Origin of the sequence: Burkholderia territorii, from assembly GCF_001718335.1 — a bacterium.
Lineage (GTDB): Bacteria > Pseudomonadota > Gammaproteobacteria > Burkholderiales > Burkholderiaceae > Burkholderia > Burkholderia territorii.
The window spans coordinates 263,419-288,759 of sequence record NZ_CP013365.1 but is presented as its reverse complement, the minus strand read 5'-3'; the positions used below and the strand labels follow the sequence as shown (position 1 = coordinate 288,759).

25 protein-coding genes and 1 pseudogene are annotated in these 25,341 nt (G+C 65.7%); 9 read left to right on the top strand and 17 right to left on the bottom strand.

The features are described from left to right. Positions 1 to 125: 125 nt before the first annotated feature. From WS51_RS01395 to WS51_RS01345, 11 genes are all read right to left on the bottom strand, one after another. A complete protein-coding gene (locus WS51_RS01395) occupies positions 126 to 1,529 on the bottom strand; it encodes an amidase family protein (RefSeq protein ID WP_069228466.1) in 1,404 nt (467 codons plus the stop codon). A 72-nt stretch (positions 1,530 to 1,601) separates the two neighbouring features. Continuing rightward, complete coding sequence (locus WS51_RS01390) at positions 1,602 to 2,393, bottom strand: alpha/beta fold hydrolase (RefSeq protein WP_069229096.1); 792 nt, start codon at positions 2,391 to 2,393, stop codon at positions 1,602 to 1,604. A gap of 79 nt (positions 2,394 to 2,472) precedes the next feature. Beyond that, positions 2,473 to 2,829: a DUF4148 domain-containing protein gene (locus WS51_RS01385; RefSeq protein ID WP_059449208.1), complete on the bottom strand. Its 357-nt coding sequence runs from the start codon at positions 2,827 to 2,829 to the stop codon at positions 2,473 to 2,475. A 290-nt stretch (positions 2,830 to 3,119) separates the two neighbouring features. Then, positions 3,120 to 3,656 carry a cytochrome P460 family protein gene (locus tag WS51_RS01380; RefSeq protein WP_059542956.1) on the bottom strand — a complete coding sequence of 179 codons (537 nt, stop codon included), beginning with the start codon at positions 3,654 to 3,656 and terminating at the stop codon, positions 3,120 to 3,122. Continuing rightward, complete coding sequence (locus tag WS51_RS01375; protein WP_059449210.1) at positions 3,656 to 4,699, bottom strand: alpha/beta fold hydrolase; 1,044 nt, start codon at positions 4,697 to 4,699, stop codon at positions 3,656 to 3,658. The genes WS51_RS01380 and WS51_RS01375 overlap by 1 nt, the downstream gene beginning before the upstream one ends. 610 nt (positions 4,700 to 5,309) lie before the next feature. Next, positions 5,310 to 5,906 carry a pyridoxamine 5'-phosphate oxidase family protein gene (locus WS51_RS01370; protein WP_059542958.1) on the bottom strand — a complete coding sequence of 199 codons (597 nt, stop codon included), beginning with the start codon at positions 5,904 to 5,906 and terminating at the stop codon, positions 5,310 to 5,312. A gap of 95 nt (positions 5,907 to 6,001) precedes the next feature. Continuing rightward, the gene (locus tag WS51_RS01365; RefSeq protein WP_059542960.1) at positions 6,002 to 6,184 is read right to left on the bottom strand and encodes a hypothetical protein; all 183 of its coding nucleotides are present in this window, start codon (positions 6,182 to 6,184) and stop codon (positions 6,002 to 6,004) included. 13 nt (positions 6,185 to 6,197) lie between these two features. Then, a complete protein-coding gene (locus WS51_RS01360) occupies positions 6,198 to 7,397 on the bottom strand; it encodes an aminotransferase-like domain-containing protein (protein ID WP_059503956.1) in 1,200 nt (399 codons plus the stop codon). Positions 7,398 to 7,661: 264 nt separating this feature from the next. Further along, positions 7,662 to 9,005, bottom strand: a complete 1,344-nt coding sequence (locus WS51_RS01355) for a type II toxin-antitoxin system HipA family toxin (RefSeq protein ID WP_069228465.1) — start codon at positions 9,003 to 9,005, stop codon at positions 7,662 to 7,664. A 4-nt stretch (positions 9,006 to 9,009) separates the two neighbouring features. Further along, positions 9,010 to 9,270 (bottom strand): helix-turn-helix domain-containing protein, encoded by a 261-nt coding sequence (locus WS51_RS01350; protein WP_059503960.1) that lies wholly within the window; start codon positions 9,268 to 9,270, stop codon positions 9,010 to 9,012. 422 nt (positions 9,271 to 9,692) lie between these two features. Beyond that, complete coding sequence (locus WS51_RS01345) at positions 9,693 to 9,881, bottom strand: hypothetical protein (protein WP_059503962.1); 189 nt, start codon at positions 9,879 to 9,881, stop codon at positions 9,693 to 9,695. Between the two features lie 205 nt (positions 9,882 to 10,086). Between WS51_RS01345 and WS51_RS01340 the strand changes: the two genes are divergently transcribed. The 4 genes and pseudogenes from WS51_RS01340 (at position 10,087) to WS51_RS01325 (ending at position 13,660) form a co-directional block, all read left to right on the top strand. Further along, positions 10,087 to 11,433, top strand: coding sequence for an MFS transporter (locus WS51_RS01340; protein WP_059449214.1), 1,347 nt, complete (start codon positions 10,087 to 10,089; stop codon positions 11,431 to 11,433). Between the two features lie 45 nt (positions 11,434 to 11,478). Beyond that, positions 11,479 to 12,456 (top strand): annotated as a pseudogene (locus WS51_RS01335) (dipeptidase); the annotation flags it as partial. A gap of 25 nt (positions 12,457 to 12,481) precedes the next feature. Continuing rightward, a complete protein-coding gene (locus tag WS51_RS01330; RefSeq protein ID WP_060258913.1) occupies positions 12,482 to 13,054 on the top strand; it encodes a DUF5943 domain-containing protein in 573 nt (190 codons plus the stop codon). A gap of 33 nt (positions 13,055 to 13,087) precedes the next feature. Next, the gene (locus WS51_RS01325) at positions 13,088 to 13,660 is read left to right on the top strand and encodes a PAS and helix-turn-helix domain-containing protein (RefSeq protein ID WP_059542964.1); all 573 of its coding nucleotides are present in this window, start codon (positions 13,088 to 13,090) and stop codon (positions 13,658 to 13,660) included. A 129-nt stretch (positions 13,661 to 13,789) separates the two neighbouring features. Here WS51_RS01325 and WS51_RS01320 read toward each other — a convergent pair whose 3' ends face one another. The 4 genes from WS51_RS01320 to WS51_RS01305 form a co-directional block, all read right to left on the bottom strand. Continuing rightward, on the bottom strand, positions 13,790 to 14,962 hold the full coding sequence (locus WS51_RS01320; protein WP_069228464.1) for an NAD(P)/FAD-dependent oxidoreductase: 1,173 nt from the start codon (positions 14,960 to 14,962) through the stop codon (positions 13,790 to 13,792). Between the two features lie 193 nt (positions 14,963 to 15,155). Further along, the gene (locus tag WS51_RS01315) at positions 15,156 to 16,307 is read right to left on the bottom strand and encodes a branched-chain amino acid ABC transporter substrate-binding protein (protein ID WP_059503969.1); all 1,152 of its coding nucleotides are present in this window, start codon (positions 16,305 to 16,307) and stop codon (positions 15,156 to 15,158) included. A gap of 431 nt (positions 16,308 to 16,738) precedes the next feature. After that, positions 16,739 to 16,930 carry a CsbD family protein gene (locus WS51_RS01310; protein WP_059452211.1) on the bottom strand — a complete coding sequence of 64 codons (192 nt, stop codon included), beginning with the start codon at positions 16,928 to 16,930 and terminating at the stop codon, positions 16,739 to 16,741. Between the two features lie 153 nt (positions 16,931 to 17,083). Continuing rightward, on the bottom strand, positions 17,084 to 18,628 hold the full coding sequence (locus WS51_RS01305; protein WP_059542966.1) for a helix-turn-helix transcriptional regulator: 1,545 nt from the start codon (positions 18,626 to 18,628) through the stop codon (positions 17,084 to 17,086). 394 nt (positions 18,629 to 19,022) lie between these two features. Between WS51_RS01305 and WS51_RS32405 the strand changes: the two genes are divergently transcribed. The 3 genes from WS51_RS32405 (at position 19,023) to WS51_RS01290 (ending at position 19,861) form a co-directional block, all read left to right on the top strand. Beyond that, entirely contained in the window at positions 19,023 to 19,187 is a 165-nt protein-coding gene (locus tag WS51_RS32405) for a hypothetical protein (RefSeq protein WP_167357956.1), read from the top strand. Between the two features lie 63 nt (positions 19,188 to 19,250). Then, positions 19,251 to 19,610, top strand: coding sequence for a BON domain-containing protein (locus tag WS51_RS01295; RefSeq protein ID WP_059452210.1), 360 nt, complete (start codon positions 19,251 to 19,253; stop codon positions 19,608 to 19,610). A gap of 53 nt (positions 19,611 to 19,663) precedes the next feature. After that, positions 19,664 to 19,861: a CsbD family protein gene (locus WS51_RS01290; protein ID WP_059452209.1), complete on the top strand. Its 198-nt coding sequence runs from the start codon at positions 19,664 to 19,666 to the stop codon at positions 19,859 to 19,861. Between the two features lie 225 nt (positions 19,862 to 20,086). Here WS51_RS01290 and WS51_RS01285 read toward each other — a convergent pair whose 3' ends face one another. Beyond that, positions 20,087 to 21,115: a DUF1338 domain-containing protein gene (locus tag WS51_RS01285; protein WP_059452218.1), complete on the bottom strand. Its 1,029-nt coding sequence runs from the start codon at positions 21,113 to 21,115 to the stop codon at positions 20,087 to 20,089. A gap of 227 nt (positions 21,116 to 21,342) precedes the next feature. On the opposite strand from WS51_RS01285, the gene WS51_RS01280 reads away from it, so the two are divergent. After that, complete coding sequence (locus WS51_RS01280) at positions 21,343 to 22,290, top strand: LysR family transcriptional regulator (RefSeq protein WP_059452208.1); 948 nt, start codon at positions 21,343 to 21,345, stop codon at positions 22,288 to 22,290. A gap of 52 nt (positions 22,291 to 22,342) precedes the next feature. Here the strand turns inward: WS51_RS01280 and WS51_RS01275 are convergent, their stop codons facing one another. Further along, positions 22,343 to 24,472 carry a TonB-dependent receptor gene (locus WS51_RS01275; RefSeq protein WP_059503975.1) on the bottom strand — a complete coding sequence of 710 codons (2,130 nt, stop codon included), beginning with the start codon at positions 24,470 to 24,472 and terminating at the stop codon, positions 22,343 to 22,345. Between the two features lie 322 nt (positions 24,473 to 24,794). On the opposite strand from WS51_RS01275, the gene WS51_RS31835 reads away from it, so the two are divergent. After that, positions 24,795 to 25,223 carry a hypothetical protein gene (locus tag WS51_RS31835; protein ID WP_155773550.1) on the top strand — a complete coding sequence of 143 codons (429 nt, stop codon included), beginning with the start codon at positions 24,795 to 24,797 and terminating at the stop codon, positions 25,221 to 25,223. Positions 25,224 to 25,341: the final 118 nt, after the last annotated feature.

The window sequence follows — 25,341 nt, the reverse complement described above, 5'->3', positions numbered from 1 at the left end:
TTGCAACGGAATCCGAAACGAAATCGCACGCCGGGCAGAACGGCGCGCGTCGATGAAACGATGATTCGACGAACGACGGCCGACGGGCATCGCGCATCGTCGATGCGGCCCAGCCCGTCACCGCATCAACGTGCCGGATCGATGGCCACGATCGGCACGCCGCGCGCCTCGATGTCGCGCCCCGCGAGCAGGCACAGATCCTCGCGATGATGCGCGGCAACCACTTGCACGCCCACCGGCACGTCGTTCACGATCGCGGTGGTCACCGCGAGCCCCGGTAGCCCCATCGCCGGCAGCGCCCGCAGCGTGAGCTGCGCTTCCCATACGCGCTCGAACCCTTCCGGCCCTTGTCGATCGAGATCGTCGGGAAACGGAAGCTCGGACGACACCGGCAACAACAACACCGGATAGTCGTTGAGAAAGAGGCGCCATTGCCGCGTGAGCGTCGTCCGTCGCACGAGCGCGCGGCTGATCACGTCGGCCGGCAGATCGCGCACCTTGCCGCGCACGGCGGCGATCACCGCGGCCGCCCCTGGATCGCCGTCGCTCTCGACGGCGTTCGCCAGCGCGTCGAATCCATCGCCGAGCCAGAGCTGCTCCTGCAGCAGCGCGGCCTCGCGCATCGGCGGCGTATCGTCGATTTCGTCGACGCTCCAGCCCGCGTCGACGAGCCGTCGCGCGGCATCGCGCAACGCGGCCTCGACCTCGGGAACGACCTCCAGGCCGCGCGGGCGCACGCACAGCGCCGCGCGCTTCGGCACCGCGGGGCCGTCGATCGGCACCGGCACGTACCACGGGTCGCGCAGGTCCGGCGCGGCCAACGCACGCAGCGCCAGCGCGAGATCGTCGATCGTGCGCGCGATCGGCCCGGTCGTCGACATCAGTTGCGCGCCGATCGCACGCTCCGGCGACGACGCGTTGAATGCCGGCACGCGCCCGAGCGACGGGCGGATGCCGTGCACGCCGCACGCATAGGCCGGATAACGCACCGAGCCGCCGATGTCGGTGCCGAGCGCGATCGCGCCGATCCCGGCAGCCACGGCAGCCGCCGCGCCGCCGCTCGAACCGCCGGGCGTCAGCGAACGGTTGCGTGGATTGTATGTATGGCCGTGCACGAGGTTCGACGTGAACCAGCGCAGCGCGAACGTCGGCGAATTGGTGCGGCCGAGCAGCACGGCGCCCGCCTTTCTGAGGTTCGACACCGACGGGCTGTCGGCGCTCGCGATCAGGTTTTCCTGCAACCGCGTGCCGTTGGTCGTCGCGAATGCCGCGACGTCGACGTTGATCTTGACCGTCACGGGCACGCCGGCGAGCGGGCCCGGGTCGTCGCCGCGGGCGATCGCGCGATCGACGTCGTCGGCCTGCCGCCGCACGTCGTCGGGGCGATGCTCGACCACCGCGTTGATCGCCGGATTCACCGCTTCGAGGCGGGCCAGCGCGGCATCCGCCACTTCCCGCGCCGACACTTCACGCTGCCGCACGCGTGTTGCAATTTCAGTTGCCGACAGTTGCCAGAGTTGCTGCGTCATGACTTCTCCTCGTGAAAGGACATCACAATCACCGGCGGCGCCGCATCGTCCGCAATGCGGCACCGCACTCACTCACTGCGCATTCTGCTTCACACGCTGCGCGGCCGCGATGATCGCGTCGGCCACGGCCTTCGGCTGGCTCAGCATCGCTACGTGACTGCCGTTCACGCGCGTGACCGTCGCGCCGATCCGCTTCGCCATCGCCTCCTGCAGTTCCGGATCGATCATCCGGTCCTGCGTCGCGATGACGAACGACGACGGCTTCGCATGCCAGGCCGCCTGCGCGACCTTCTCCGAAATGCAGCCACCGTACCACGGTCCTTGCGTCGCCGCGACGACGCGCTGCTGCACGGGCGGCAGGTCCGGCGCGAAATCCTGCGCGATCGCCTTGTCCGACAGCGTCGCGAAACCGCCGCTGTCCTTGCGCAACTCGCCGGCCCACGACGGTGCCGGCAACCCCTGCGTGACGTCGGCGATCGACTGGCCGTTGTCCGGCGCGAATGCGGCGACGTAGACGAGCGACTTCACCTTGTCGTCGTTGCCGGCGTCGCTGATCACGACACCGGCCCACGAATGGCCGACCAGCACGACCGGGCCCTTCTGCTCGTCGATCGCGCGCTTCGTCGCGGCCGCGTCGTCGGCAAGCGAGCTCAGCGGGTTCTGCACCGACACGACGTGCAGGCCGCGCGCTTCGAGCAGCGGAATCACGCGGTTCCAGCTCGACCCGTCGGCGAATGCGCCGTGCACCAGCACGACGTTCGTGCCTTTCAGGTCGTCCTTCGGCGCGGCCTGCGCCGAGACCGCACCGAACAGTCCGCCGAGTACCGCCGCGGACACCAGAACCCGTTTCGTGAAACCGATCATCGTCATGCTCCTTTTGTCGTCTCGTTCATCCGAAGTGTTTTCGATTCGGCCGCGCGCGTGCGGCAGGCGCGGCACTGCATCACGAATGGGCGTACAGGTCGTCAGCATCCGTACGCGCGTTCCGTGCGGCGCGCTGGTCAACGGCGGCGTAGCGCGCGGCAGGCGCCGATGCGGCCGCCACGTTGTCGCCCTGCGACTTCGACGGCCCGTTCTGGTCGGAGCGCGCGACCTGCTGCGCGGCGGCGACGGCGTTCTGTGCGGCGGCGATGTCGTCCGGATAACGCGCGTCGCTGCCGGCCGGGTTGTAGCCGGCCTTCTCGAGCCGGACAAGATCGGCGCGCACGTCGGCGCGCGTGAGGCCGTGGCCGGTATCGGCGAACGACAACGCGGGGATCGAAGCGAGCACGGCAACTGCGAGGATTCGAGCGGCTTTCATGAGGTTTCTCCTTGGCGGAAGTTGGGGTATCGATCAGTCGGCATGCGGTGCGAACGTGTCGCACCGAACGTTTGCTGCATGTCGACAGTAGAACCCGCTCACGTATCCGGCATGTTTCCGAAACGGGCCGGTTGTGCAATCCGATGTTTCCGCAACGGTTGCCGATACAGTGCGATACAAAGCCGGCAACCGTTACGCGGCATGCTCGTTCCGCCACAATGAAAAAAAGGCGTGCCGCGAGAGGCACGCCTTTGCATCGAACCGTTCCGCCCGGGTCACACCCGGCCACTTCAGGGCGCGAGCCGCGTGAACACGAAATCGTGATTCTTCACGCGCGCCTGATGGCACGCGAAGCAGGTCTGATGCTGGCCGATATCGGCCGGCACGCCGTTGATGAAGCGCCCGAAGCCCCAGCCGCCCGTCGATGCATAGCGGCGCGAATCCTTCACCATCACCTGCACGGTCGTGGCCTGCCCGGGCACCGTCGCCGGCGCGAACTCGTCCGATTGCTTGCGCTTGTACGCGAGCTTCACGAGGATCGTGCCGTCGGGAAACGGCAGCGTCGACTGCTCGAGCGCGCGAATCGCGACGGGATTGCCGAGGACCACGCGCAGTTCGTCGAGCGGTGCCGCTTCCTCCGCTGGCGCGACCATTTCCCACTTGCGGTAGCCGGGCGGGATCGTCACGCCGTAGATCGGCGATGCGGCCGGCGTCGGCTGCTCCGCCAGCGCGGCCGGTCCGCCGGCCGCCAACGCACCGGCCAGCAGCACGCCGGCGACCGATGCGCGCCGCGCGCCGCGACGCATCGTGCGAAAGGCGGCCCGCATCACAGGTGCTCCACTTGCAGGATCGCGTCGGCGAATGCCTGCGGCGCTTCCTGCGGCAGGTTGTGACCGATGCCGCCGGTAATCGTGCGGTGCTGGTACTTGCCCGTGAACTTCTTCGCATACGCGGCCGGCTGCGGATGCGGCGCGCCGTTCGCGTCGCCTTCCATCGTGATCGTCGGCACGCCGATCGTCGGGCCGGCCGCGAGACGTCGCTCGATGTCGTCGTATTGCGCCTCGCCCTTCGCGAGCCCGAGGCGCCAGCGGTAGTTGTGGATCACGACGGCCACGTGGTCGGGATTCTGGAACGATGCGGCGCTGCGCGCGTAGGTCTCGTCGGAGAACTGCCACTTCGGCGACGCGAGTTGCCAGATCAGCTTGTTGAACGCATCGCGGTTCGCCGCGTAGCCCAGCGCGCCGCGCTCGGTCGCGAAGTAGAACTGATACCACCACTGGAGTTCCGCCTGCGGCGGCAGCGGCTTTCGGTTCGCCTCCTGACTGCCGATCAGGTAACCGCTCACCGACACCAGCGCCTTCACGCGTTGCGGCCACAATGCCGCGATGACGTCGGCCGTGCGCGCGCCCCAGTCGTAACCGCCGAATACCGCGCGATCGATCTTCAGCGCGTCCATCAGCGCGACGATGTCGACGGCCGTCACCGCCTGCTGGCCATTGCGCACGGTGTCGGCGGAGCGGAACGTCGTCGATCCGTAACCGCGCAGATACGGCACGATCACGCGATAGCCGGCCGCCGTCAGCAACGGCGCGACTTCCGCGTAGCTGTAGATGTCGTACGGCCAGCCGTGCAGCAGGAACACGACGGGGCCGTCCTGCGGCCCGAGATCCGCATACCCGACGTTCAGCACGCCCGCGTCGATCTGGTGGATCTTGCCGAGCGAGGCCGCACCGGCCGCGCGCTTCGGCGTCTGCGCATCAGGGGCCGACTGCGCGTGCGCGAGCGAGCCGAACCCGAGGTCGGCAAGGCTCAGGCCGGCGAGCGTCGTGCCCAGGATCAGGCGGCGGCGGGTGTTCACGGTATCAGGCATGACTCGTTCTCCATTGTCGAATCGCTAAGAAAGGACGCCTGCTGCACGCGCGGGCGCTCCGGTATCGCCGTTCGCGCCGCCGGTGCATGGCACCGCGCCACCGACGCGAATCGCTTCACCGCTTTTATATCCGAACGATCCGGACGCTTTGTATCGCAACGTATCTGCGTTTCGGTGTGACACATGACGATTCAAAATCGCGTGGGAAACGGGCAGCTGCGGGCCGGCTGACGCCCGGCGCGGGCCGCGGCGGCGCCGCCTGCGGGCCCGCAACGCCGTCGCTGGCCCGATCGAATTGCTTGCGCGTGACGCAACGGCCGGAACCTCGCGCGCGGCTGGCGGGCGGATATGCACGGTGGGTAGCAGCGCGGATACGCGGGCGACCACGGAGGTGGCAAGCAAGCGGCGACGCAGCGGGGAAAACGGTGTCGAACACAACGTTCGGCATTTCCTTTCGTGAAGTGGAAAGTGAACATGCCGCGCTGCGGAGGGTGCCTGCGCGATCGTTCGGGCGTGCGTCGGCCGTACGACGTTGCCCATTCGAGCGGCCTGACGTATTCCGGAGATGCGCGGTTTGCACGCGCTCGTGGCAAAGACGCGATCGGCGCCGTCAGGGCGCGATCCAGCGGCCCTCGAAGCCGTCGTCGCTCACGTCGAATACCGCGCGGCGATGGCCGTTGCGCGCGAGTTCGAGCCAGTCGATGCGCGTGACCGTGACGTGGAGCAGGCAGAAGTTCTGATAACCGTCGTCGACAGGCGTCGTGCCCGGGCTTGCGGGCACATGCGCCTCTTCCGGCGACTCGATCGGCGTGCCCGGGCGCAGCGGCACGCGATACAGCAGCAGCGTGTGCGGACGGTTCGATCGCCAGACCGCGCGACGTTGCGCTTCGTCGTCGCATATCGTCGCAACGCCTTCCGCGCGAATCTGTACGAGTGACTCGAGATCGCTCGCGACGATCGCGATGCGTGGGTCGCGGCGCAGCTCCGCGACCTTCTCCGAGCGCGCATCGGTGTGGAACGACAAACGACGATCGGCGCGGCTCACTTCCCGCAACACGACCGTGCGCACCTTCGGCGCGCCGTCGAGGCCGAGCGTCGCGGCCTGCAGCATGGTGAACGGCGAGCGCTGCGCGCCCACGCCGGACGCGAGGCACGACCAGACGCGGTCGTACGTTTGCGTGAGCGATTCGATGCGGATGTCGGACATGATGAGCCGGCGCGCGTGCGTGGTGCGATCGCGCCAGCTTAACCGTTTCGGCGGCGGCACGCGCGGCCGTCGGTGCGCGTCCGCCGCCGCGTGGGTCAGTTGTAGCCGAGGACGACCGCCGCGGCGTCGCGCGTGTCGGTCGAATCGGCGCCGAAACGGCCGAGCACGTCGGCGACGTATTGCGGCCCCGCGCTGATCTGCGACGACCTGTGTTCGACGGGGCCGATAGCGGCGATGCCCGGCGCTTCGTTGATCCAGGCGGTGTCATTGATGTTCATATCTCTCTCCTCCTCACGCGGCCAGTGCCGCGCCATACGCGCGCACGAGGCGCGCCACGCCTTCCCGGATCGCGTCGACGTCGGGCGCCGCGAATGACAGCCGCAGCGAAGCGGCATCGACGTTGTCCGCGAAGAATGCCTTGCCCGGCACGAAGACGACCTTGTTCGCGATTGCCTGTTGCAGCAGCACGTCGGACGACACCGCGCCGATCCGCGCCCACACGAACATCCCGCCTTCGGGACGGTGGAATGCGATCGCATCGCCGAAGCCGTCGCGCAGCGCGTCGCACATCGCATCGCACTTGCGCTTGTACGCCGCCGTGATGCGCGGCAGATGACGTTCGAGCGCGCCATCGGCGAGATACTCGGCGGCGGTGGCCTGCGTCCACGGCGTGCTGCACAGGTCGACGGTCTGCTTCGCGATCACGCAGCGGCGCGCGATTTCGGCCGGTGCGATCGTCCAGCCCACGCGCAGCCCCGGCGCGACGATTTTCGACAGGCTCGCGAAGTGCACGATCCAGTCGCGCGCGCCTTCGACTTCGTTCGACAGCGCGAGCATCGACGGCACGGGTTCGCCCGCGAAACGCAGGTCGCCGTACGGATCGTCCTCGACGATCAGGAAACGGTATTGCACCGCGAGACGCAGCAGCTTCAGCCGGCGTTCGCGCGCGAGCGTCGCGCCGGTCGGATTCGCGAAGGTCGGCACCGTATAGAGCAGCTTCGGCTGCACGATCGCGCCGGATGCGAGTTGCGATGCGAGGCGATCGACGTCGAGGCCATCGCCGTCGACGGGGATCGTCACGATGCGCGCCTGCTGCAGACGCATCGCCGACAGCGTGGCCGGATACGCCGGTTGCTCGGTCAGCACGACGTCGCCCGGCGCGACCATCACGCGCAACAGCAGATCGAGGCCCTGTTGCGAGCCGGTCGTGACGAGCAGTTCGGCCGGCGTGCACGTCACGTTGCGGCGCGCCATCAGTGCGATCAGTTGCTGCTTCAATTCGGCGAGACCGTCGGTCGGGCCGTATTGCAGGCAGCGGACCGGCTGCGCGTACGCGCGTTCGGCGGCTGTGTTCAAGCCGTCGATGTCGAACAGGTCGCTGGCCGGGTAGCCGCCCGCGAACGAAATCATCCCCGGTTCGGAGAGATACTTGAAGAGCTCGCGGATCGGCGAACCGGCGGGATTCTGGAATGAGGGCGTGAACGCGTACATGTAATCGTGAGCTGGATGGCGGCGACGGCCGGGATAGCCGACAGGTGCCGCCCGCCAAGGCGCTTCAGGCGCAATGGCGGGAATTCGAGCCACGATTGTCGATAGTCATTAACGCTGCGGCAAACGATATCTATGCACTAGGTCTTGCGGTTTGGTCATCAAATGGGTACCTGGATAAGCACCGCTGCCAACCATCATTGACAAGGAACAGATCTGTAGGGAAATTGATCCAATCCGGGATCACGGCGAAGACCTGTCCAAGCGTCACCCCCTTTTCCCGCGCTCTCCAAGCAATTCCGAGCGCCCGATCACTTCTCTTCCATTGTCGGCCTTGTCCGCATCCGAGAAACCGGCGCCATCAATCACCGGTGTGAGAGCCCTCAGTGCCGCCTGCGGTTTGGCACTCCGTAGCGACGCCATCCCTTCGTTCCACGCATGCAGCATCTGTCTTGCCACCCAGTGCCACCGCGTGTCGTTTTTTGCCGCTTCGGCGACTGCCTTCCCGGTGGACACGGCCGAATCGCACAGCGCCTCGACCATCTCGCGATATTGCTTCGGCGGGATGCCGAGCCGGGTGTTGAAGAAACGCTCCAGCGTCTTTCCCGGTGCCCATGTCTTGCGACCGTCGATGCTCAGCGCGGGCGGATTGTTCGCAAAGCGCGGGTAAGCCTCCGTGGTGACGATGTCATAGGCGGGGGTGTAGAGAACATCATCGATGCCCGAGTACAGGAGAGCAATGTTCTTGGCATGGCAGTCCGCGTTACGCACCACATGGTTGGTGATGATCAGCCAGCCTAGCTGTTCGGCCTGCCGCCTCCAATTTGCAGCGTGGACGTATGGTTTCGTTGCGTTGACAACCTGTTCCATTGACGGACGGTACTTCTCGTGCGGAGGCAGGCCAAGCAGGCTGCACGCGTCTTCCACGCCATACGCCGGTTTGCCTTGCTCGTCCACGTCGAAACGATCGACGACGAGCACGCGACCATCGTCCGACATCGTGGTATTCGCGACGCGGGCGACGCCCAGCCTGGCCAGCACCTGCATCGAGTAATGTTCGTTGAAGCCCAGATACGGCGTTTGCTCATCGGAGCCTTTGATGATGTGCCTGCTCGTGCGCAGTGTCTGCTTGCCAACAGGCGTCTGGAACGATGAGGATTCAGGCGCGAGGAACTTGGGCACGGCTCCGGAAATCGCCGCGCGAGCGTAGTACCGCACCAGTTCTGCGAAGTGATCGGTCGTCATGTCCTCGTGCAGCAGGCGCTTGAGATCGATCGGTTCGAGCTCGCCACCCGGTACGCCTCCTTCGGGTGAGACGGTCACGCGGCCAATGCCCGAGCTTCCGATAACAGCCAATAGCGAAAGGTCCGTTCCGTCCAGATAAGGACCGAACTGCTCACGAATCACCTGAAGGAGAAAACCTTCCGGCAAGTTCTGGCGAAAGAAGGGATGCAAGTCTCGAGGCCACACCCATGCATTTTCGCGAACGGGCATCGTCAAGCCGACAAAGTTGTCGGCGGTCGCATCGTCGGTGTAGCGCAACGCATAATCGTCCGCCTGACGATTGAGATGAGCGACAAGCTTGCCCTTGACATGGACGTTAAGGCGCATCTCGTCAGTCCTCGGTCTTGCGCTGTTCGGCCAGAACATCGTCCAGCGTGCGCTGATGTCCGCGCCGCACCATGCGCAGATCGTAGCCGGCTGCCTCAAGCAGGCGCACCAGCGCGGATACGCTCATGTCGCCTCGTGCAAGCGTCTCCATACGGGCAAGCGTCGTACGCGCGATGCCGGCGCGCTCCGCGAGTTCTCTCTGGGAAAGCCCCACCGCGCTGCGCGCCTCTTTCAGCATCTCTCCGACATCGGCCAATGTGGTCATTTGTAGCCCCGGGGCATCTAAAATAAGTGGACCAAGCTATATTGTAGCCCCAGAGACACAAGTTGCCATCTGGTATTTTGTATCCTCTGGGATACAAAAATTGATGAAGCGGGCGTCGATGTAGCCCAAGGGCCACATGATTGGCTAAACGCGCTCGATATCGACAAACAATATCGCGTGCGGCTCGATCATCGAATGACGGACGTTATGCGGCCGTGCCGCGCGTGGGAGAGTTTTCGACAGGTCCGTGTTGGCGCTTCACGGTGGTTCGCGGTCGTGGCAGTTGTCATGGGTGACTACACGTGTGTCGCCGCATCCATGCATGCGTTGATGGCCGCCCGGAAGCGACGCCGCACCTGGTCCAGGATGCATGCGCGCCCGAGGCATCTTCCGTCATCGAGCCCTCGCCACGAAACGCCCCATCAGCGGCAAACGATATCGACCACCAGAATCTCGTACCCCGGATCGGCATTCTCGCTTGCTACCTTTTGCGCTTCGTCGTACGACAGAAAGGACATGGCTTCCTCGATTGCCGGGGCCATGCCGATGTCGCCGTCCTCGCCGGTGCAGAGATACTGCAGGCCGGTCTTCACGACGTAGATCGTGGTCATGTCTCGCTCCATGGGTTGCATGGGGAACTTCCAGTCTAGCCTCCGCGCTCCCTTATGCAACTCCGGGCGGGGGCGAATCCAGATCGGCCGCGCCGCCCGTTCGGCCCGATTACCTAGGTAATTGACACGTATGGACCTAGGTAATTGGCATCCCTACCATGGTTTTCGACGCGAATCCAAGCGCCCACACGAAGAGGACACGACCATGACCACCCAGGACGTCGATACCGGCACGCTGCGACGCGTGATCGCCGCAGCATCGATCGGCAATTTCGTCGAATGGTTCGATTTCGCCGCATACGGCTTTCTCGCCACCATCCTGACGCGCGAATTCTTCCCCAGCGGCGACCCGACGATCGGGCTCCTGAAGACATTCGCCGTCTTCGCGGTCGCCTTCGCATTCCGCCCGCTCGGCGGCCTCGTCTTCGGCGTGATCGGCGACCGGATCGGACGCAAGCGCACCCTGGCGCTGACGATCCTGATGATGGCCGGCTCGACGACGTTGATCGGTCTGCTGCCGACCTACGCGAGCATCGGCTACTGGGCACCGTTGCTGCTCACGATCATTCGCTGCGTGCAGGGATTCTCGGCCGGCGGCGAATACGCCGGCGCGTGCGCGTACGTGATGGAACACGCGCCGCGCCGCCGCCGCGCGTTCTTCGGCAGCTTCGTGCCGGTATCGACGTTCTCGTCGTTCGCGTGCGCGGCGGTCGTTGCCTACCTGCTCGAATCGTCGCTGTCGTCGCAGGCAATGGTCGACTGGGGCTGGCGCGTGCCGTTCCTGATCGCCGCACCGGTCGGCCTCATCGGCGTCTACCTGCGTGTCAACCTGAACGAAACGCCCGCGTTCCAGGCGCTCGAAGGCAAGCACGACATCGCGCATGCGCCGCTGATGGAAACGCTGCATTCGCAGTCGTGGAACATCCTGAAGCTCGGCGCGTTCGTGTCCGTGACGGCGCTGTCGTTCTACACGTTCACGACGTATTTCGCGACCTATCTTCAAGTGGCCGGTCACCTGTCGCGCGGCACGTCGCTTCTCGTGACGGTGCTCGCACTCTTCTTCGCCGCGGCGCTGTGCCCGGTCGCCGGCTTCTTCTCCGACCTCGTCGGCCGGCGCGCGACAATCGCCACCACCGGCATCTTCATCATCGTGTCGGTCTATCCGGCGTTCTCGCTCGGCGGCTCGGGCGTGCTGTCGCAATCGCTGATCGGCGTCGCGCTGCTGGCGATCGGCGCGGTGTTCTCGGGCGTGGTGACGGCACCGCTGATGTCGGAAGTCTTCGCGACGAAGACGCGCTACACGGCATCGGCGATCACGTACAACCTCGCGTACACGATCTTCGGCGGTACCGCGCCGCTCGTCGCCACGTGGCTGATCGCCGCGACCGGCACCAACCTGTCGCCGGCGTACTACCTGATCGCCGTGTCGATCTTCGCGATGATCGGCGGCCTGGCCCTGCCGGAAACGTCGAAGACGGCACTCGAGGAAGCCGGCCCGGCGACCGCGAGTGCCGCTCGCGCCGCCAAGCGCGGCGTCGAACGCGCCGTTTGAGCGCGCGCGGCCGCTCCCCGTCCGCAAGCGCTCGACGCACAGGCAAACACCATGACCCGCCTTCACGACTCCAGCATCATCATCGATGGCCTGAACATTTCCCGGTTCGAGCGTTCGGTGTTCGAAGACATGCGCAAGGGCGGCGTCACGGCCGTCAACTGCACGGTCTCCGTGTGGGAAGACTTCCAGAAGACGATCGACAACATCGTGGAGATGAAGCAGCAGATCCGCGAGCACGGCGAAATCCTCATGCTCGTGCGCACGACGGACGACATCCTGCGCGCGAAGCGGGAGAACAAGACGGGCATCATTCTCGGCTTCCAGAACGCGCATGCGTTCGAGGACAATCTCGGCTACATCGAGGTGTTCAAGGAACTCGGCGTGAACGTGGTCCAGCTCTGCTACAACACGCAGAACCTCGTCGGCACGGGCTCCTACGAACCGGATGGCGGGCTGTCCGGATACGGCCGCGAAGTGATCCAGGAGATGAACCGGGTCGGCATCATGGTGGATCTCTCGCACGTGGGCGCGAAGACGTCGTCCGACGCGATCGCCTGTTCGAAGCGGCCGGTCACCTACTCGCACTGCTGCCCGGCCGCGTTGAAAGCGCATCCGCGCAACAAGACGGACGATCAACTGCGCGAGATCGCGGAAGCGAACGGCTTCGTGGGCGTCACGATGTTCATGCCGTTCCTGCGACGCGGTGCCGATGCAACCATCGACGATTATCTGGAAGCGATCGAATACGTGATCGACGTGATCGGCGAAGACAAGGTCGGGATCGGCACGGACTTCACCCAGGGCTACAGCACCGAGTTCTTCGACTGGATCACGCACGACAAGGGCCGCTATCGTCGCCTGACGGACTTCGGCAAGGTCGTCAATCCGGAAGGAATCCGTACGATCGGCGAATTTCCTAACCTGACGGCCGCGATGCAACGCGCCGGCTGGAGCGAATCGCGCATCCGGAAAGTAATGGGCGAGAACTGGCTGCGCGTGTTCGGCGAAGTCTGGAATGCTTGAATCGCACGACGCGTACGCATCCGCCATGCAACCTCAATTGCCCATCGACGTCGATCCGGACACCGGCGTCTGGACCACCGACGCGCTGCCGATGCTGTACGTGCCGCGCCACTTCTTCACGAACAATCACGTCGCCGTCGAGGAAGCACTGGGCGTCGAGGCATACGCCGAGATCCTCTACAAGGCCGGCTACAAGTCCGCTTACCACTGGTGCGACAAGGAAGCGAAGCTGCACGGCATCGAAGGCATGGCCGTGTTCGAGCATTATCTGAAGCGGCTGTCGCAGCGCGGCTGGGGCATGTTCAGCATCGCCGAAGCCGATCCGGCGACGGCGCACGCGTGCATCCATCTGCACCATTCGTCGTTCGTGCTGGCGCAGCCCGGCAAGCACGGCAAGCTCTGCTACATGTTCGCGGGCTGGTTCGCCGGCGCGATGGACTGGGTCAACGACACCGCCGCCGACACTGCGATCAAGGGCCCGCGCGCGCATTCCGCGGAAGTCCGGTGCGCGGGTGAAGGGCACGACTGCTGTGTCTTTCATGTCGGGCCTCGGCCCGCGCAAGCGCTACAATCCGACGGGAGCGAACCCGCACGATAGCCTTGTCCGAACACGGTTCGGACCGTCGACAAGATGCCGACCATGACCGACACGACGCCGCGCCTCGACTACGAAGATCTCTTCAGGCACCTGCCCGTCGCGGCCATCGTCGCGCGAGAACGCATCATGGTCGACTGCAACGAGAAGGCGCTGCAACTGTTCCGGGCAACCCGCGACGACATCATCGACCAGTCGTTCGCGAAGCTGTATCCGCAGCAGAAGGACTTCGCGACGACCGGCCGCCGCCTCGCGCCGCTGCTCGCGAAACATGCGGGCTTCAGCGACGACCGCATCATGCGTCGCGTCGACGGCAGCCATTTCTGGGTCACCGTGTGCGGCTTCGGCTACAACCCGAAGCGGCCGTTCGAGCTGGCCATCTGGACCTTCACCGACATGTCGGAGAACGCAAAGCATCCCGACGTCACCAGCACCCTGACCGATCGCGAACGCGACGTCGCGGCATTCCTGGTCCACGGGCTCACCAGCAAGGAAATCGGCAAGGAACTGAGCATCAGCCCGCGCACGGTCGATATTCATCGCGCGAGCCTGTTGAGGAAATACGAGGTACGCACGACCCACGAGCTGATCGCGTGCCTGCTGGCGTGAGCGGCGCGCGCGAGAATGGCGTATCCCGCATCGCCTCCGCGTTCCGAAAAAAAGCCCGGCAAAGCCGGGCCAATCAGATTGAGACACAAGGAGAATCCCGCCCATCGCACACCGGGCGGTCACGCCGCGCTACACGACGTTCTTTTCGACGATCGGCCGGTTTTCGAGCACACGCTCCCAGCCGAGCGACGACAGGTCGAGCGATTCATATCGCCCGCCCAGGATCAGTTCACTGACGCCACGCCCCGTCGCGGGCCCCTGCTGCAGCCCGTGCCCGCTGTACCCGTTCGCGAACACGACGTTGTCGAGCTCGGGGTGATACCCGATGATCGCGTTGTGATCGAACACGTTGTACTCGTAGTACCCCGACCAGCAGTTCTCCACACGCAGCGCTTCGAACGCCGGCACGCGATTCGCGAGCGTCGGCCAGATCACCTCGTCGAACAGCTCGTGATCGACTTCGTCGAGCGGCAGGTCGTCGGGGTCGCGATCCGGGCTCGGCGACGTCCCGCAGATGTACGTGCGCCCTTCCGGCCGGAAATACACGCCCGTCGGATCGATCAGCAGCGGGCAATCGGTGAGCTTGGCCGGCGACGACACGTTGAAGATGCTGCGACGCCGCGCATACACCGGAATGTCGATGCCCATCATCGACGACAGCGTGCGCGTCCATGCACCGGCCGCGTTGACGAGCGTGTCGCATGCGTAGCGCTCGCCATCGTGGGTCACCACGTGCGTGACCTTGCGGCCGTCGCGAACGACGCCGGTCACATCGGCCGGCACATACCGGGCGCCCAGCGCCTGCGCCTTCTTGCGCAGTGCCTGCACGAGCCCGTATCCGTCGAACCAGCCTTCGCCGCTCACGCCGTAGGCGCCCGACACGAGATCGTCGACGTTCAGCCACGGAAACTTCGCGCGCAGCGCGTCGCGGTCCATCAGCCGGATATCGGCGCCGAGCTTCGTCTGCAACGCATGGTTCTCGCGCAGCGTCGCATCGCCCGCCGGCGTCGCGAGAAACAGGTAACCGCCTTCATGCAGATCGATCGACGGCCGCGTGCCGTCGACCTCGAGCCGCTCGCCGAGCGTGCGCAGGAAATCGATCCCGAACAGCGACATCTCGATCGACAGCGGCGTCGAGAACTGCTGACGAATCGACGCGGCCGACAGCGCCGACGACGATTTCGCATAGGTGGGATCGCGTTCGATGACGGTCACGGACACCGTCGGATCGGTAGCACGCAGGAAATAGGCGATCGAGCTGCCGATCACACCACCGCCGACGATGACGACTTGAGAACTCACGACTGACTCCAGTTGCACGTGAAAGGCGCGACCGGCCGGCCGCGCCCGAAGGTTGTTCGTGCCGCGTCGCGCGCGGCGCCGTGCGTGCGAACCATCCGGCGAAGCGCCCGACGTGCGCCGCGACCGCATCGGGTCGCTTCGGCTATTTCAGCACGTGCTGCATCGCCGCGAAAGTCCGCGCGCGTTCGGTTATTCAGTCCGCCGTTTGCGTGGTGACGGGCTGCCACGCGGCGTTCTTCACTTCATACAGCGTCGAGCTCGGGTTCTTCAGGTCGCCCGTGTTCGTGAACGCGATCGTGCCGGTGATGCCGTCGTAGCGCGTGCCCTTCAGCGCGCCGTTGAAATCGGCCGGCTTGGTCGAGTTCGCCTTCTGCATCGCGTTGATCGCGATCCACGTCGCGTCGTACGCAAACGGCGCATACGCGAGCATGTCGACGCCGTATTTCTGCCTGAATTTCGTTTCGAACTGCTTGCCCTTCGCAAGACGCGCGAGCGGCTGCCCGTATTCCCACACGGCCGCGCCTTCGGCCGCGTTGCCGGCGAGCTTGATGAAGTTCGCGTTCATCACGCCGCCGCCGGCCAGGAACTGCGCACGAATGCCGAGCTGGCGCATGCGCTTGACCAGCATCGCCGACTGCGCGTCGAGGCCGCCGAAGAACACGAGGTCGGCATTCGTGCTCTTGATCTTGGTGAGCTGCGCGCTGAAGTCGACGGCCTTGTCGTTCGTGAATTCGCGCGCGACGATCGTGCCGCCGTTCGCCTTCGCGGCTTTCTCGAATTCGTCGGCTTCGCCCTGGCCGAACGCGGTGCGGTCGTCGATGATCGCGATGCGCTTCGCCTTGGTCACGCTCGCCGCATACGCACCGGCATTGCCGGCGTTTTGCGCGTCGGTCGCGATCACGCGATACACGGTGCCGAGGCCGGCGCGCGTGATGTCGGGATTGGTCGCCGACGGCGTGATCATCGGAATGCCGGCCTTCGCGTAGATCTTCGATGCGGGCAACGTCGTGCCGGAATTGAAGTGGCCGATCACGACGGCCACCTGCGCGTCGGTCAGCTGCTGCGCAGCCTGCACGCCGATGCGCGGATCGCTCTGGTCGTCCTGCGACGCGACGACGAACTTCACCGGCTTGCCGCCGATCGTCGTGTGAGCCGCGTTCGCCTCGTCGACGGCCATGCGCACGCCGTTCTCGATGTCCTTGCCGTATGCGGCGCCGCCGCCGGTCAGCGGCACGGCCACGCCAACCTTGACGACCGTTTCCTGCGCGTGGGCCGCGCCCGTCTGGAACGCGAGGATCGCGGCGGTCAGTGCAATGCCGGAAAGCGAACGAATGCGGAACATCATCGGCCAATCCTTCTTCTATGGGTCGGGATGCGGCACGCGACCATCGCGCGCCGGCGACCTCCTGCGTGCCGGTGATGTTTTCTGTCGACGGGGGCATTGCCGAACGCACATCGCTCGCCCGTCGATCACCGCGGTTCCGTCTCCGGGGAACCTGTCAGCGCGAAAGAGGTGAACCGATTGTGGGTAGCCAATACGCGTGCAGCAAACGAAATATCGGAACTATGTTGTGAGGAATTGTCATCAAGTGCCGGCGCTGGGGCCGGCACGCGGCCCACGCGATGGCGGGCCGGGAAGAGGAAACACCGGCGGGACGCACGCCTCGCGCGTGGGCCGCGGTCGCGCCGGTCATGCCGATGGAGAATCATCGCCATATCGGGCAGCGGCAACGCCCGGCATATCGCGCGCTCAGGTCGGTCGCGCCGGGGCGCGGGTCAATGCCGGTCGGTGCCGGTGTGCTCGCGCACCGCGTCGGCCGCCTCGCCGGCCTTCTCCTGGACCTTGCCGGCCTGTTGTTCCGCCACGCCTTCCGCTTCCGTCTCGCGATCGCCCGTCACCTTGCCGAGCGCTTCCTTGACCGAACCTCTCACTTGTTTGAGCTTGCCTTCGATGCGATTCCTGTCCATGGTCGTCTCCTGCGATGAGTTGGGGAGAGCCGGCGGCGCGGCGGCCCGCGCCGCACCGCCGAGTGGACAGGATCGCAGCCGCGCGGCGCACGCGGCAGATGCGGATGCACCAGCCCGCATGGTGCATTCGCACCGATGGCCGGATGCCGGGCGTCAGTCCGTGCCGTTGGCGCCGCCTTTATCGGCACCTTTATCGCCGCGCGCACCGTTCGCATCGGGCGCGCCGACGATCCCGCGTTCGCGCGCCCATACGATCGCCTCGCCGCGACTATGCACGTCGAGCTTCGCGTAGATCGTCGCGACGTGATTGCGCACCGTGTTCGGCGCGAGCCCGAGGCGAGCGGCGATCTCCTTGTCGGCGAGGCCGTGACACAGCAGGTCGAACACGTCGCGCTCGCGCGCGGTGAGATCCGACAGCTGCGCGCCCGCGTCCGGCGCATTCGCGCGCCGCACGTTCGCCAGTTTCTCGATCAGCGTGCGGCTGAACCACGACGCGTCCTGCATCGCCGTCTCGATCGCATAGACGAGTTCCATCTCGGTGCGCTTGCGATCGCTGATGTCGAGCAGCGCGATCAGCAGGCAATCCTGGCCGTGAATCGCGACCGGTTCGGCCGACATCACGCAATCGCGTACGTCGCCGTCGCGCGTGCGGATCTGCACGTCCGCGTTGCGCACGTTGCCGTCGCGCGCGAGTTCGCTGTCGATGTGCTGCCGGGCGCCGCGTTCGGCCCATAGCCCGATCTCGTCCGCGGACCTGCCGAGCAGATCGTCGCGCGCATGGCCGGCCATCGCGACGAACGCATCGTTCACGTCGAGCAGCTCGAAGCGATCGACCGTGACGATCGCGGTCGCGACCGGCGTCATCCGGAACGCCTTCGCGAAACGCTCCTCGCTCTGCCGCAGCGCGAGTTCGGCCTGCTTGCGCGGCTCGAGATCCATGAACGTGAACAGCATGCACGCCTCGCCGTTCATGTCGATCGGCTGCCCGGCGACCACCACCGCCTTCGTGCCACCGTCCGCGCGCTTGAGCACGGCCTCCATCTGCGGGATCGTCGCGCCCTCGGCCAGCCGTTCGATCGCAAGCTCGCGCCGCTCGGCCTGTTCGAGCACGTCGACTTCGTACACGGAGCGGCCGAGCACGTCGTCGCGCGCATGGCCCGTCATCTCGAGGAAGCCTTGATTGACCTTCACGTAGCGCAGGTCGTCGAGCCGGCAGATCACGGCCGGCGCCGGGTTCGCATTGAACGTGCGCTCGAAGCGGTCCTCCGCGCTCGCCCATTCGGTCGCATCGTGCAGCACGAGCGCGAGGCAGTCGGGCTCGCCGGCCGCGTTCGTCAGCACGAGGCTGCGGATCCGGTGAACCCAGCTCACGTTCTCGTCGGCGGCCGATTCGACTTCGACCGTCACGTCGCTGAACTCCTCGCCGGCAATCACGCGATCCATCGGATAGTGGCCGTCGCGCACCGGGTGGTTGTTCCGGTAGCGCAGCCTGAAACGCTCGCGATACTCGGTGACGTCCGCGCCGAGTTCGGCAAGCTCGGTGACGCCGTGCATCGCAAGGGCGGCTTCGTTCGCCCACACGATGCGCTGGTCGGGTTCGATGAGGATCACGCCCTCGGTGAGCCCCGCGATGATCTGGTGCAGCTGGCGCCGGTCGGTATGCGACTTGAGCGCCTGTTCGTTGACTCGTTCGTCCATTGATCGGTGGTCCACTTGGTCGACATCGTTGTCCGGCCGGCCGCCTCCGCGCCGATACGCGTCGACCTGCGCCGGCTGGCGCATGCACGCGATGATCGCGTGCGGCCGATGCAATCGACAGGCGCGGATGCACCATGCGCAATAGTACATTCGCACGCCGCCCTTCTGCGTGCGTCATCCCGCCGACGCGCGCGCGCCGCGCCCCGCGTGCCGGCCGCGCCGCATCGCGCGCATCACCGCGCATTTTCCGTTCCCGCCCGCGCTTGCGTTCCCGTGCAAACGCACTAGCCGATCCAGTGAATTTGCGCGATGTCCGCGTGCATTCGCGCCGGTACGCTGGTACTGCATCGGCGCTCGCGCGCCGCCTTTTCATACCGCAGAGGAGGATCACCTGATGAAACTGCATCAGACACCCGATCCGACGCGACCGGAGCCGGCCCCGGACAATCCGCCCGAACCGTCGCCAGGCACCGATCCGCCGGTACCGCTGCCGCCCGACGTGCCGCGCCCCGACATGCCGCCGCGCGAGCCGGGCTACGACACGCCGATCGCGCGGTAGCGCGCGACGCGCTCCGCATCCGTCGATTCATCCATCCACCACGCCAATCGAAGGAGAACATCAATGAACAAGACCTCGCACCTTTCGACGCTACTCGCCGCGAGCGCGGCCTTCCTGCTCGCCGCCGCACCGCTCACGAACGCACAGGCGCAGACCCAGGCATCGTCGTCCACCGACACCACGATGACGTCGAATTCCGACCAGCCGGTGACCGACACGTGGATCACGACCAAGGTGAAGACCGAACTCGCGACCACCAAGGGTGTGAAGAGCACCGACATCAGCGTGAAGACGGTGGACGGCGCCGTCACGCTGACGGGCGTGCTGCCGTCGAAGACCGCCGTGAAGAAGGCCGTCGCCGTGACGCGCTCCGTGAAGGGCGTGAAGCACGTCGACGCATCCGGGCTGAAGCCGAAGGCCTGAGATATCCCGCGGCCGAGCGCCGCCCTTTTTTCCCCTTACTCCAGGAGCACACCATGAACGAAGACAAGATCAAGGGTCAATGGAAGCAACTGACCGGCAAGCTGAAGGCCAAGTGGGGCAAGCTGACCGACGACGATCTGACCGTCGCGGAAGGCAATCGCGACTATCTGGTCGGCCGGATCCAGGAGCGTTACGGCATCGCGCGTGACGAGGCCGAGAAGCAGTTGAGGGAATTCGATCGCGAGCTTTGACGCGCCGGTCGTCTCACCCCGCCGCGATGCGTCCCGCATCGCGGCCACGTGGAGGAACACGACATGGGCAAGTATCTGATCGCATGGCTGCTGGGCGTCCCGCTCGGCGTGCTGGTGCTGTTCTATCTGGTCACGCACCTGTTCTGACGAGCGCGGCGCCCATCCAGCGCAAACGGGCCGGCGGCTGTCATCAGCCGCCGGCCCGTTTGTCTGCCTGCATCGCGCTTACTTCGCCGCGTTCGCCGTCATCTTGAAGATGCCCTGCGCGTTGCCCGCGTCGAAACGCAGGTCCGTCACCCAGCGGCGCGTCGCCTGGTCGAACGTGCGACGGCGCGTGATGAATTCGTAGAACGAGCCCGGCACGTTGCGTTTCACGATGCCGCCATCGCGCGTGCGGAATTCGCGTTCGACGATATCCGCGCGATAGGCGGTCTGGAACACGCGGCCCGAACGCGAGCGTTCGACCTCCGGCTTCATCGGCCGGCCCTTCGCCTTCTCGTCGTCGGACAGCTTGAACACGTCGGCCACGCGGTCGGTCGCATGATTGAACGCGTTGCCTTCGGTCGCGATCCACGCCATTTCGGCCGATTCGAGCAGCAGCGTCTCGTAATCGAGTTCGTTCGGCACGTCGTGCTGACGCGCGAATGCACCGACGATCTCCGGCAACAGCGCATGCGCGGCCTCGAGCGGCAGCCAGCCTTCGCGCTCGATCTCCCACAGAAGCGCGACGGCCGCCGGCGACAGCGGATCGCGCGACGAGCTCACGACGTTCGTCACCGCCTGCTGGAATTCCTTCGAGAAACGCTCCGGGTGCAGTTCGCTGACGAAGAACTGCGCGATCTCGTCCGGCGCGTCTTCATGCGCATACGCGCGGCCGGTCATGCCCAGCTTGTCGAGCGGATAGCGGCCGTTCAGGCGAAAGCCGAGCGGACGCAGGATGCGCGTGAACGCGGCTTCGCCCGGCGGCAGCGCGCCCGTGTGCGGCCAGCGCACCGTGCGCAGCGCGCCGTGGTCGAAGTAGACCGAGCCGCCGTTTTCGATCGCGTCGGCGGTGTACGCGCGGCCGTTCGCCGAACGCTCGAGCAACCCTTCGAACAGCGCCATGTTCATCGCCTGCGCGATTTCCGCGCGCGTGACGACGTCGGGTTCCCATTCGTCGAGAATGGCCGGCATGTTCAGGGTCGCGAACAGGGCGTCGGTCTTCGCCTGTCCCAGCAGCTTCGTCAGCAGGCTCTCGATATTCGGATTGCGCATCAGGATTCTCGTGTTCAGGGGACCGCCGGCAAGCGTGCCGGCCATTCGCATTGCCGGCCGCCCAGCGGGCGCCCGGCCTTGCGTGGGAAGCATTATTCAAAGGGTTGCAGCGGCGCGTAAAGCGAGATTAAATTGAGATGTAATGAGTTTTTGGAATCATCGGCCATCTCCGCACCCGTCCGCCGGTCCGCCGCGGGCGGGTCCGTTCGTCAGACGAAACGAGCATCATGCGCAAATTCAAGATCCCCAACATGGGTGCGCTCGTGGCTTTCGAAGCCGCGGCGCGCCACGAGAGCTTCACGCACGCGGCCAAGGAGCTGTTCCTGACCGAAAGCGCGGTATCGCGGCAGATCGCGACGCTGGAGGCGAGCCTCGGCGTGCGGCTGTTCGCGCGCGTGAAGCAGCGCGTCGTGCTGACGCGCGCCGGCAAGCTGTACGGCACGCAGGTGCGGCGCGCGCTGGAGGCGCTCGATCGCGACACGCTGTCGATCATCGCGCACGGCAGCGGCGGCGGCTATCTGGAGCTCGCGGTGCTGCCGACCTTCGCGTCGCACTGGCTGATCCCGCGCATCAAGAGCTTCTATGACCGCACGCCGGACGTGCGCGTGAACATGGGCAGCCGCACCGACCTGTTCTCGTTCGAGGACACGCACTTCGAGGCCGCGATCCATTACGGCAAGCCGACCTGGCCGGGCACGTCGTCCGATTACCTGTTCGGCGAGGAAGTCGTGCCGATCTGCTCGCCCGCGCTGCTCGACGGGCCGGTCGAACGCGTGGAGGATCTGCTCGCGTATCCGCTGCTGCACTCGACCACGCGTCCCGGCGCGTGGGCGCAATGGTTCGAGACGCACGGCGTCGAGGACATCCGCACGATGCAGGGTGTGCGCTACGAACTGCACACGATGCTGATCAGCGCGGCCGCGGCCGGGCTCGGCATCGCGCTGGTGCCGAAGTTCTTCGTCGAGGAGCAACTGCAGCAGCTCGGCCTCGTCGTGCCGTGCGACGCGGCAACGGTCGGCGATTCCGCGTACTACCTCGTGTATCCGACGGAGTTGAGCCACAGCAAGCCGCTGGAGCTGTTTCGCGGCTGGCTGCTCGAGCAGGCGAGCGCGTATGCGGCGCCGGCTCCCGATGCGCACGGCGACGACCTGGACGACGACGAGGACGTCGAGTGACCGCGCGGCCGCGCGATCGCGGCGGCCGACGCGGGCGACGCGGGCGACGGGCTTACATGTGCCATTTCACCGTGGCGGTCAGCGTGCGCGGGTCGCCGGGCATGTTGTACAGATCGGCATTGCCGTGCGCGGCAATGAAGTACCGGCGATTGAACAGGTTGTCGAGCGTGAGCGTCACGTCGACCTTCTTGCTGCGATAACCGGCGCCGAGATTGAACACCGTGAACGACGGCAGCGTGACCAGATCGCTGGCCGACGTGTAGCGGGCCGACTGGAACTGCATCCCGGCTGCCGCATAGAAACCGTACGGCAGCTCGCGCTTGAGCCACAGGCTGGCACTGTGCCGCGGCATCAGCCCGGGCGTATTGCTCGACAGCGTGAGGCCGGCCGCCGTCGATTGCGGCGAGCCGTCGACCGTGCCGTTCAGGTACGCGTAGCCCGCATACACCGACCATTTCGGCGCGATCTGGCCGGTGAAGCCGAGTTCCGCGCCGCGCACGTGCTGCGTGCCGATCGGCAACGCATAGCCGGGATTCGCGGGGTCGCCGATCTGCTGGTTCGTCTGCCGCATGTCGAACAACGCGACGCTGGCCGTCGCCTTGCCGCCGATGTCGAAGCGCGAGCCGATTTCATATGCGGTCGTCTTCTGCGGCGCGAGCGCGCCGCCGTTCGAGAACGCGCCGGAACTGATCAGCGTGTCGGCCAGCGGCGAGAACGACTGGCTGAACGAACCGTACAGCGTCAGCCAGTCGAGCGGTTCGTAGATCAGGCCGACGCGCGGGCTCCACGCATGATCGGTGCGGTCGAGATTGACGTTCGACGACGTGTAGTCGTGACGGATCTGGTTCAGGTAGTCGAAGCGCAGGCCCGCGAGCACTTTCCAGTGTTCGGTGAGCGAGATGAGGTCCTGCGCATACACGCCCGCGAGCCCGACGACGGTGGACGCGTTCGTCTTCGCGCGCGCGCCGATCGGCACGCCGGGCAGCACGACCGGCTGCGGGTTGAAGAGATCGTAGGTCGCGACCTTCGACACGCTGTAGACCGTATCGAATTTCTGCTGCTGCGACAGCTCGAGCCCGTACAGCAGCTCGTGCCGCATGCCGAACAGCGACGTCTTCTGCGTGAGTTCGAACAGCCCGTCGATGCCGTGATCGGTGCGCTGGCGTGTCGACTGGTCGAGCGTGACGACCGGGTGCGCGGCGGTCTTGATCGGCTCGTAGGTCACGTAGTTCTTCCGCTCGAGCGAGAAGTCGTACGCGCGAATCGCGCCATGAAACGACAGCGAATCGTTGAAGCGGTGATCGAGCGACACCGTCGCGCTTTTCGCCGAAACGTCGTTGTACGAACTGTTCACGCCGTCGGCCGAACCGTAATACGTATTGATCGGCACATCGACCGGCCGGCCGAGGTAAGCGGGCAGGCCCTGGTCCGACGTGCGGCGATCGTGCAGGTAGTCGAATTCGACGTTCAGCACCGTGTCGCGGTCGAGCTTGAATTGCGCCGACGGCGCGATCGCCTGCCGGTTGAGCTGAAACTGGTCGCGGAAGCTGTTCGAGTTCTCGGCCGCGCCGGTGACGCGAAAGCGTGCGGCGTCGTTCGCGTTCCAGCCCAGATCGAATTCGCCGCGCCGCTCGCCGCGCGTGCCGAGCGTCACGCCCACGTCGTTCACCGGGTTCGCCTGCGGCCGCTTCAGCACGCGATTCACGATGCCGCCCGCCGAACCGCGCCCGTACAGCACGGCGGCCGGCCCCTTCAGTACCTCCACGCGATCGACGTTCGACAGGTCGCGATAGTAAAGCGCATCGTCGCGAATGCCGTCGACGTACTGGTCCGTGATGCTGTTGAAGCCGCGGATCGTGATCTGGTCGCGCTGGCCGTCGCCGACCGAGAAGCCGACGCCCGGCACGTTGCGCAGCGCATCCTGCAGCGACGTCGCGTTCTGATCCTCGATCACCGCGTGCGGCACGACGTTCACGGTCTGCGGCACGTCCATCAACGACATGTCGGTCTTGGTCGCCGCGCGCGAATGACCGCCGTCGTACGACGCGTGCTCGGCGGACGCGTTGACGGAAATCGCGGGCAGGGTCGCCGCGGTGTCGCTTGCCTGCGCGCAGGCGGCACGTGTACCGGCCAGCGTCGAGGCGATCAGAAGTGCGTGGCACGCGCTCTTGTTGAGTTTCATCGTGGAAGTGAAGGCAGAAGGAAAAACGGTGAGCGCAAACGCGCCGGCCGCCGCGCGAACCGGCGATTCGACGTGCGGACACCATTGCGCGCACAACGGACGGCACAAGGGAAATCGCTCCGTCGCGCGGGCAGGCAGGCCCGTCAGGAAAACGCCGTTACGACGCGTCACGGCTCGTAACGGAGCGAAATATTAAACGCGAATGATTCGCGTTATTAGTTAATTTTTGACATGTCGCCTTCGTGCAACGTACATCCGGCTGACACTGGGGATTCCTGACAAATTGCCTTCGGTTTATCGCGCGAATGCGCCGATGGCGTAATTGAAACGAAAGGATAGAGGCGAGCGCGGCGCGAAATGGCCGCGTGGATCGAAGGCCTGCTACGGGGATACGTCGGAAAGACGACAGAGGATCGCGAACTACGCGATGGCGGAAACGGGAATCGCTGCTCGCGGAAGGTCCGGTGCGCGCCGGGCCGGGCAACCCCGACCCGGCGCTCCGGGCAGCCGACCTCGCATCGGCAGCGCGGCGGACCTTCTCTCTTTCTTCACTGCGTGTGATCTCTCAGGTTCCGGGGCATTTTTCTACTTCACCGCGCTCGGCCATTATCCGCGCAATCCGGCCAAAGTGAAACGTTTGCGCATGCAGCAAACCGCTTATATCCAGGATTCCGACAAAGTCATACAAAAACCTTACGCAACGCGCGGCAGCATTCGGCAAATCTTGCATTCGGTTCGGCGTTCCTTTTAAATGGAACTGGTTCCATTCCGCGTTTCGGCCATGCCGTCGCGTGACGCCGCGTCGTGCGCGCGTCATCATGCCGATTCAGGATCGAGGATCGTTCAGCTCAGGATTCCGCATCGCCCGT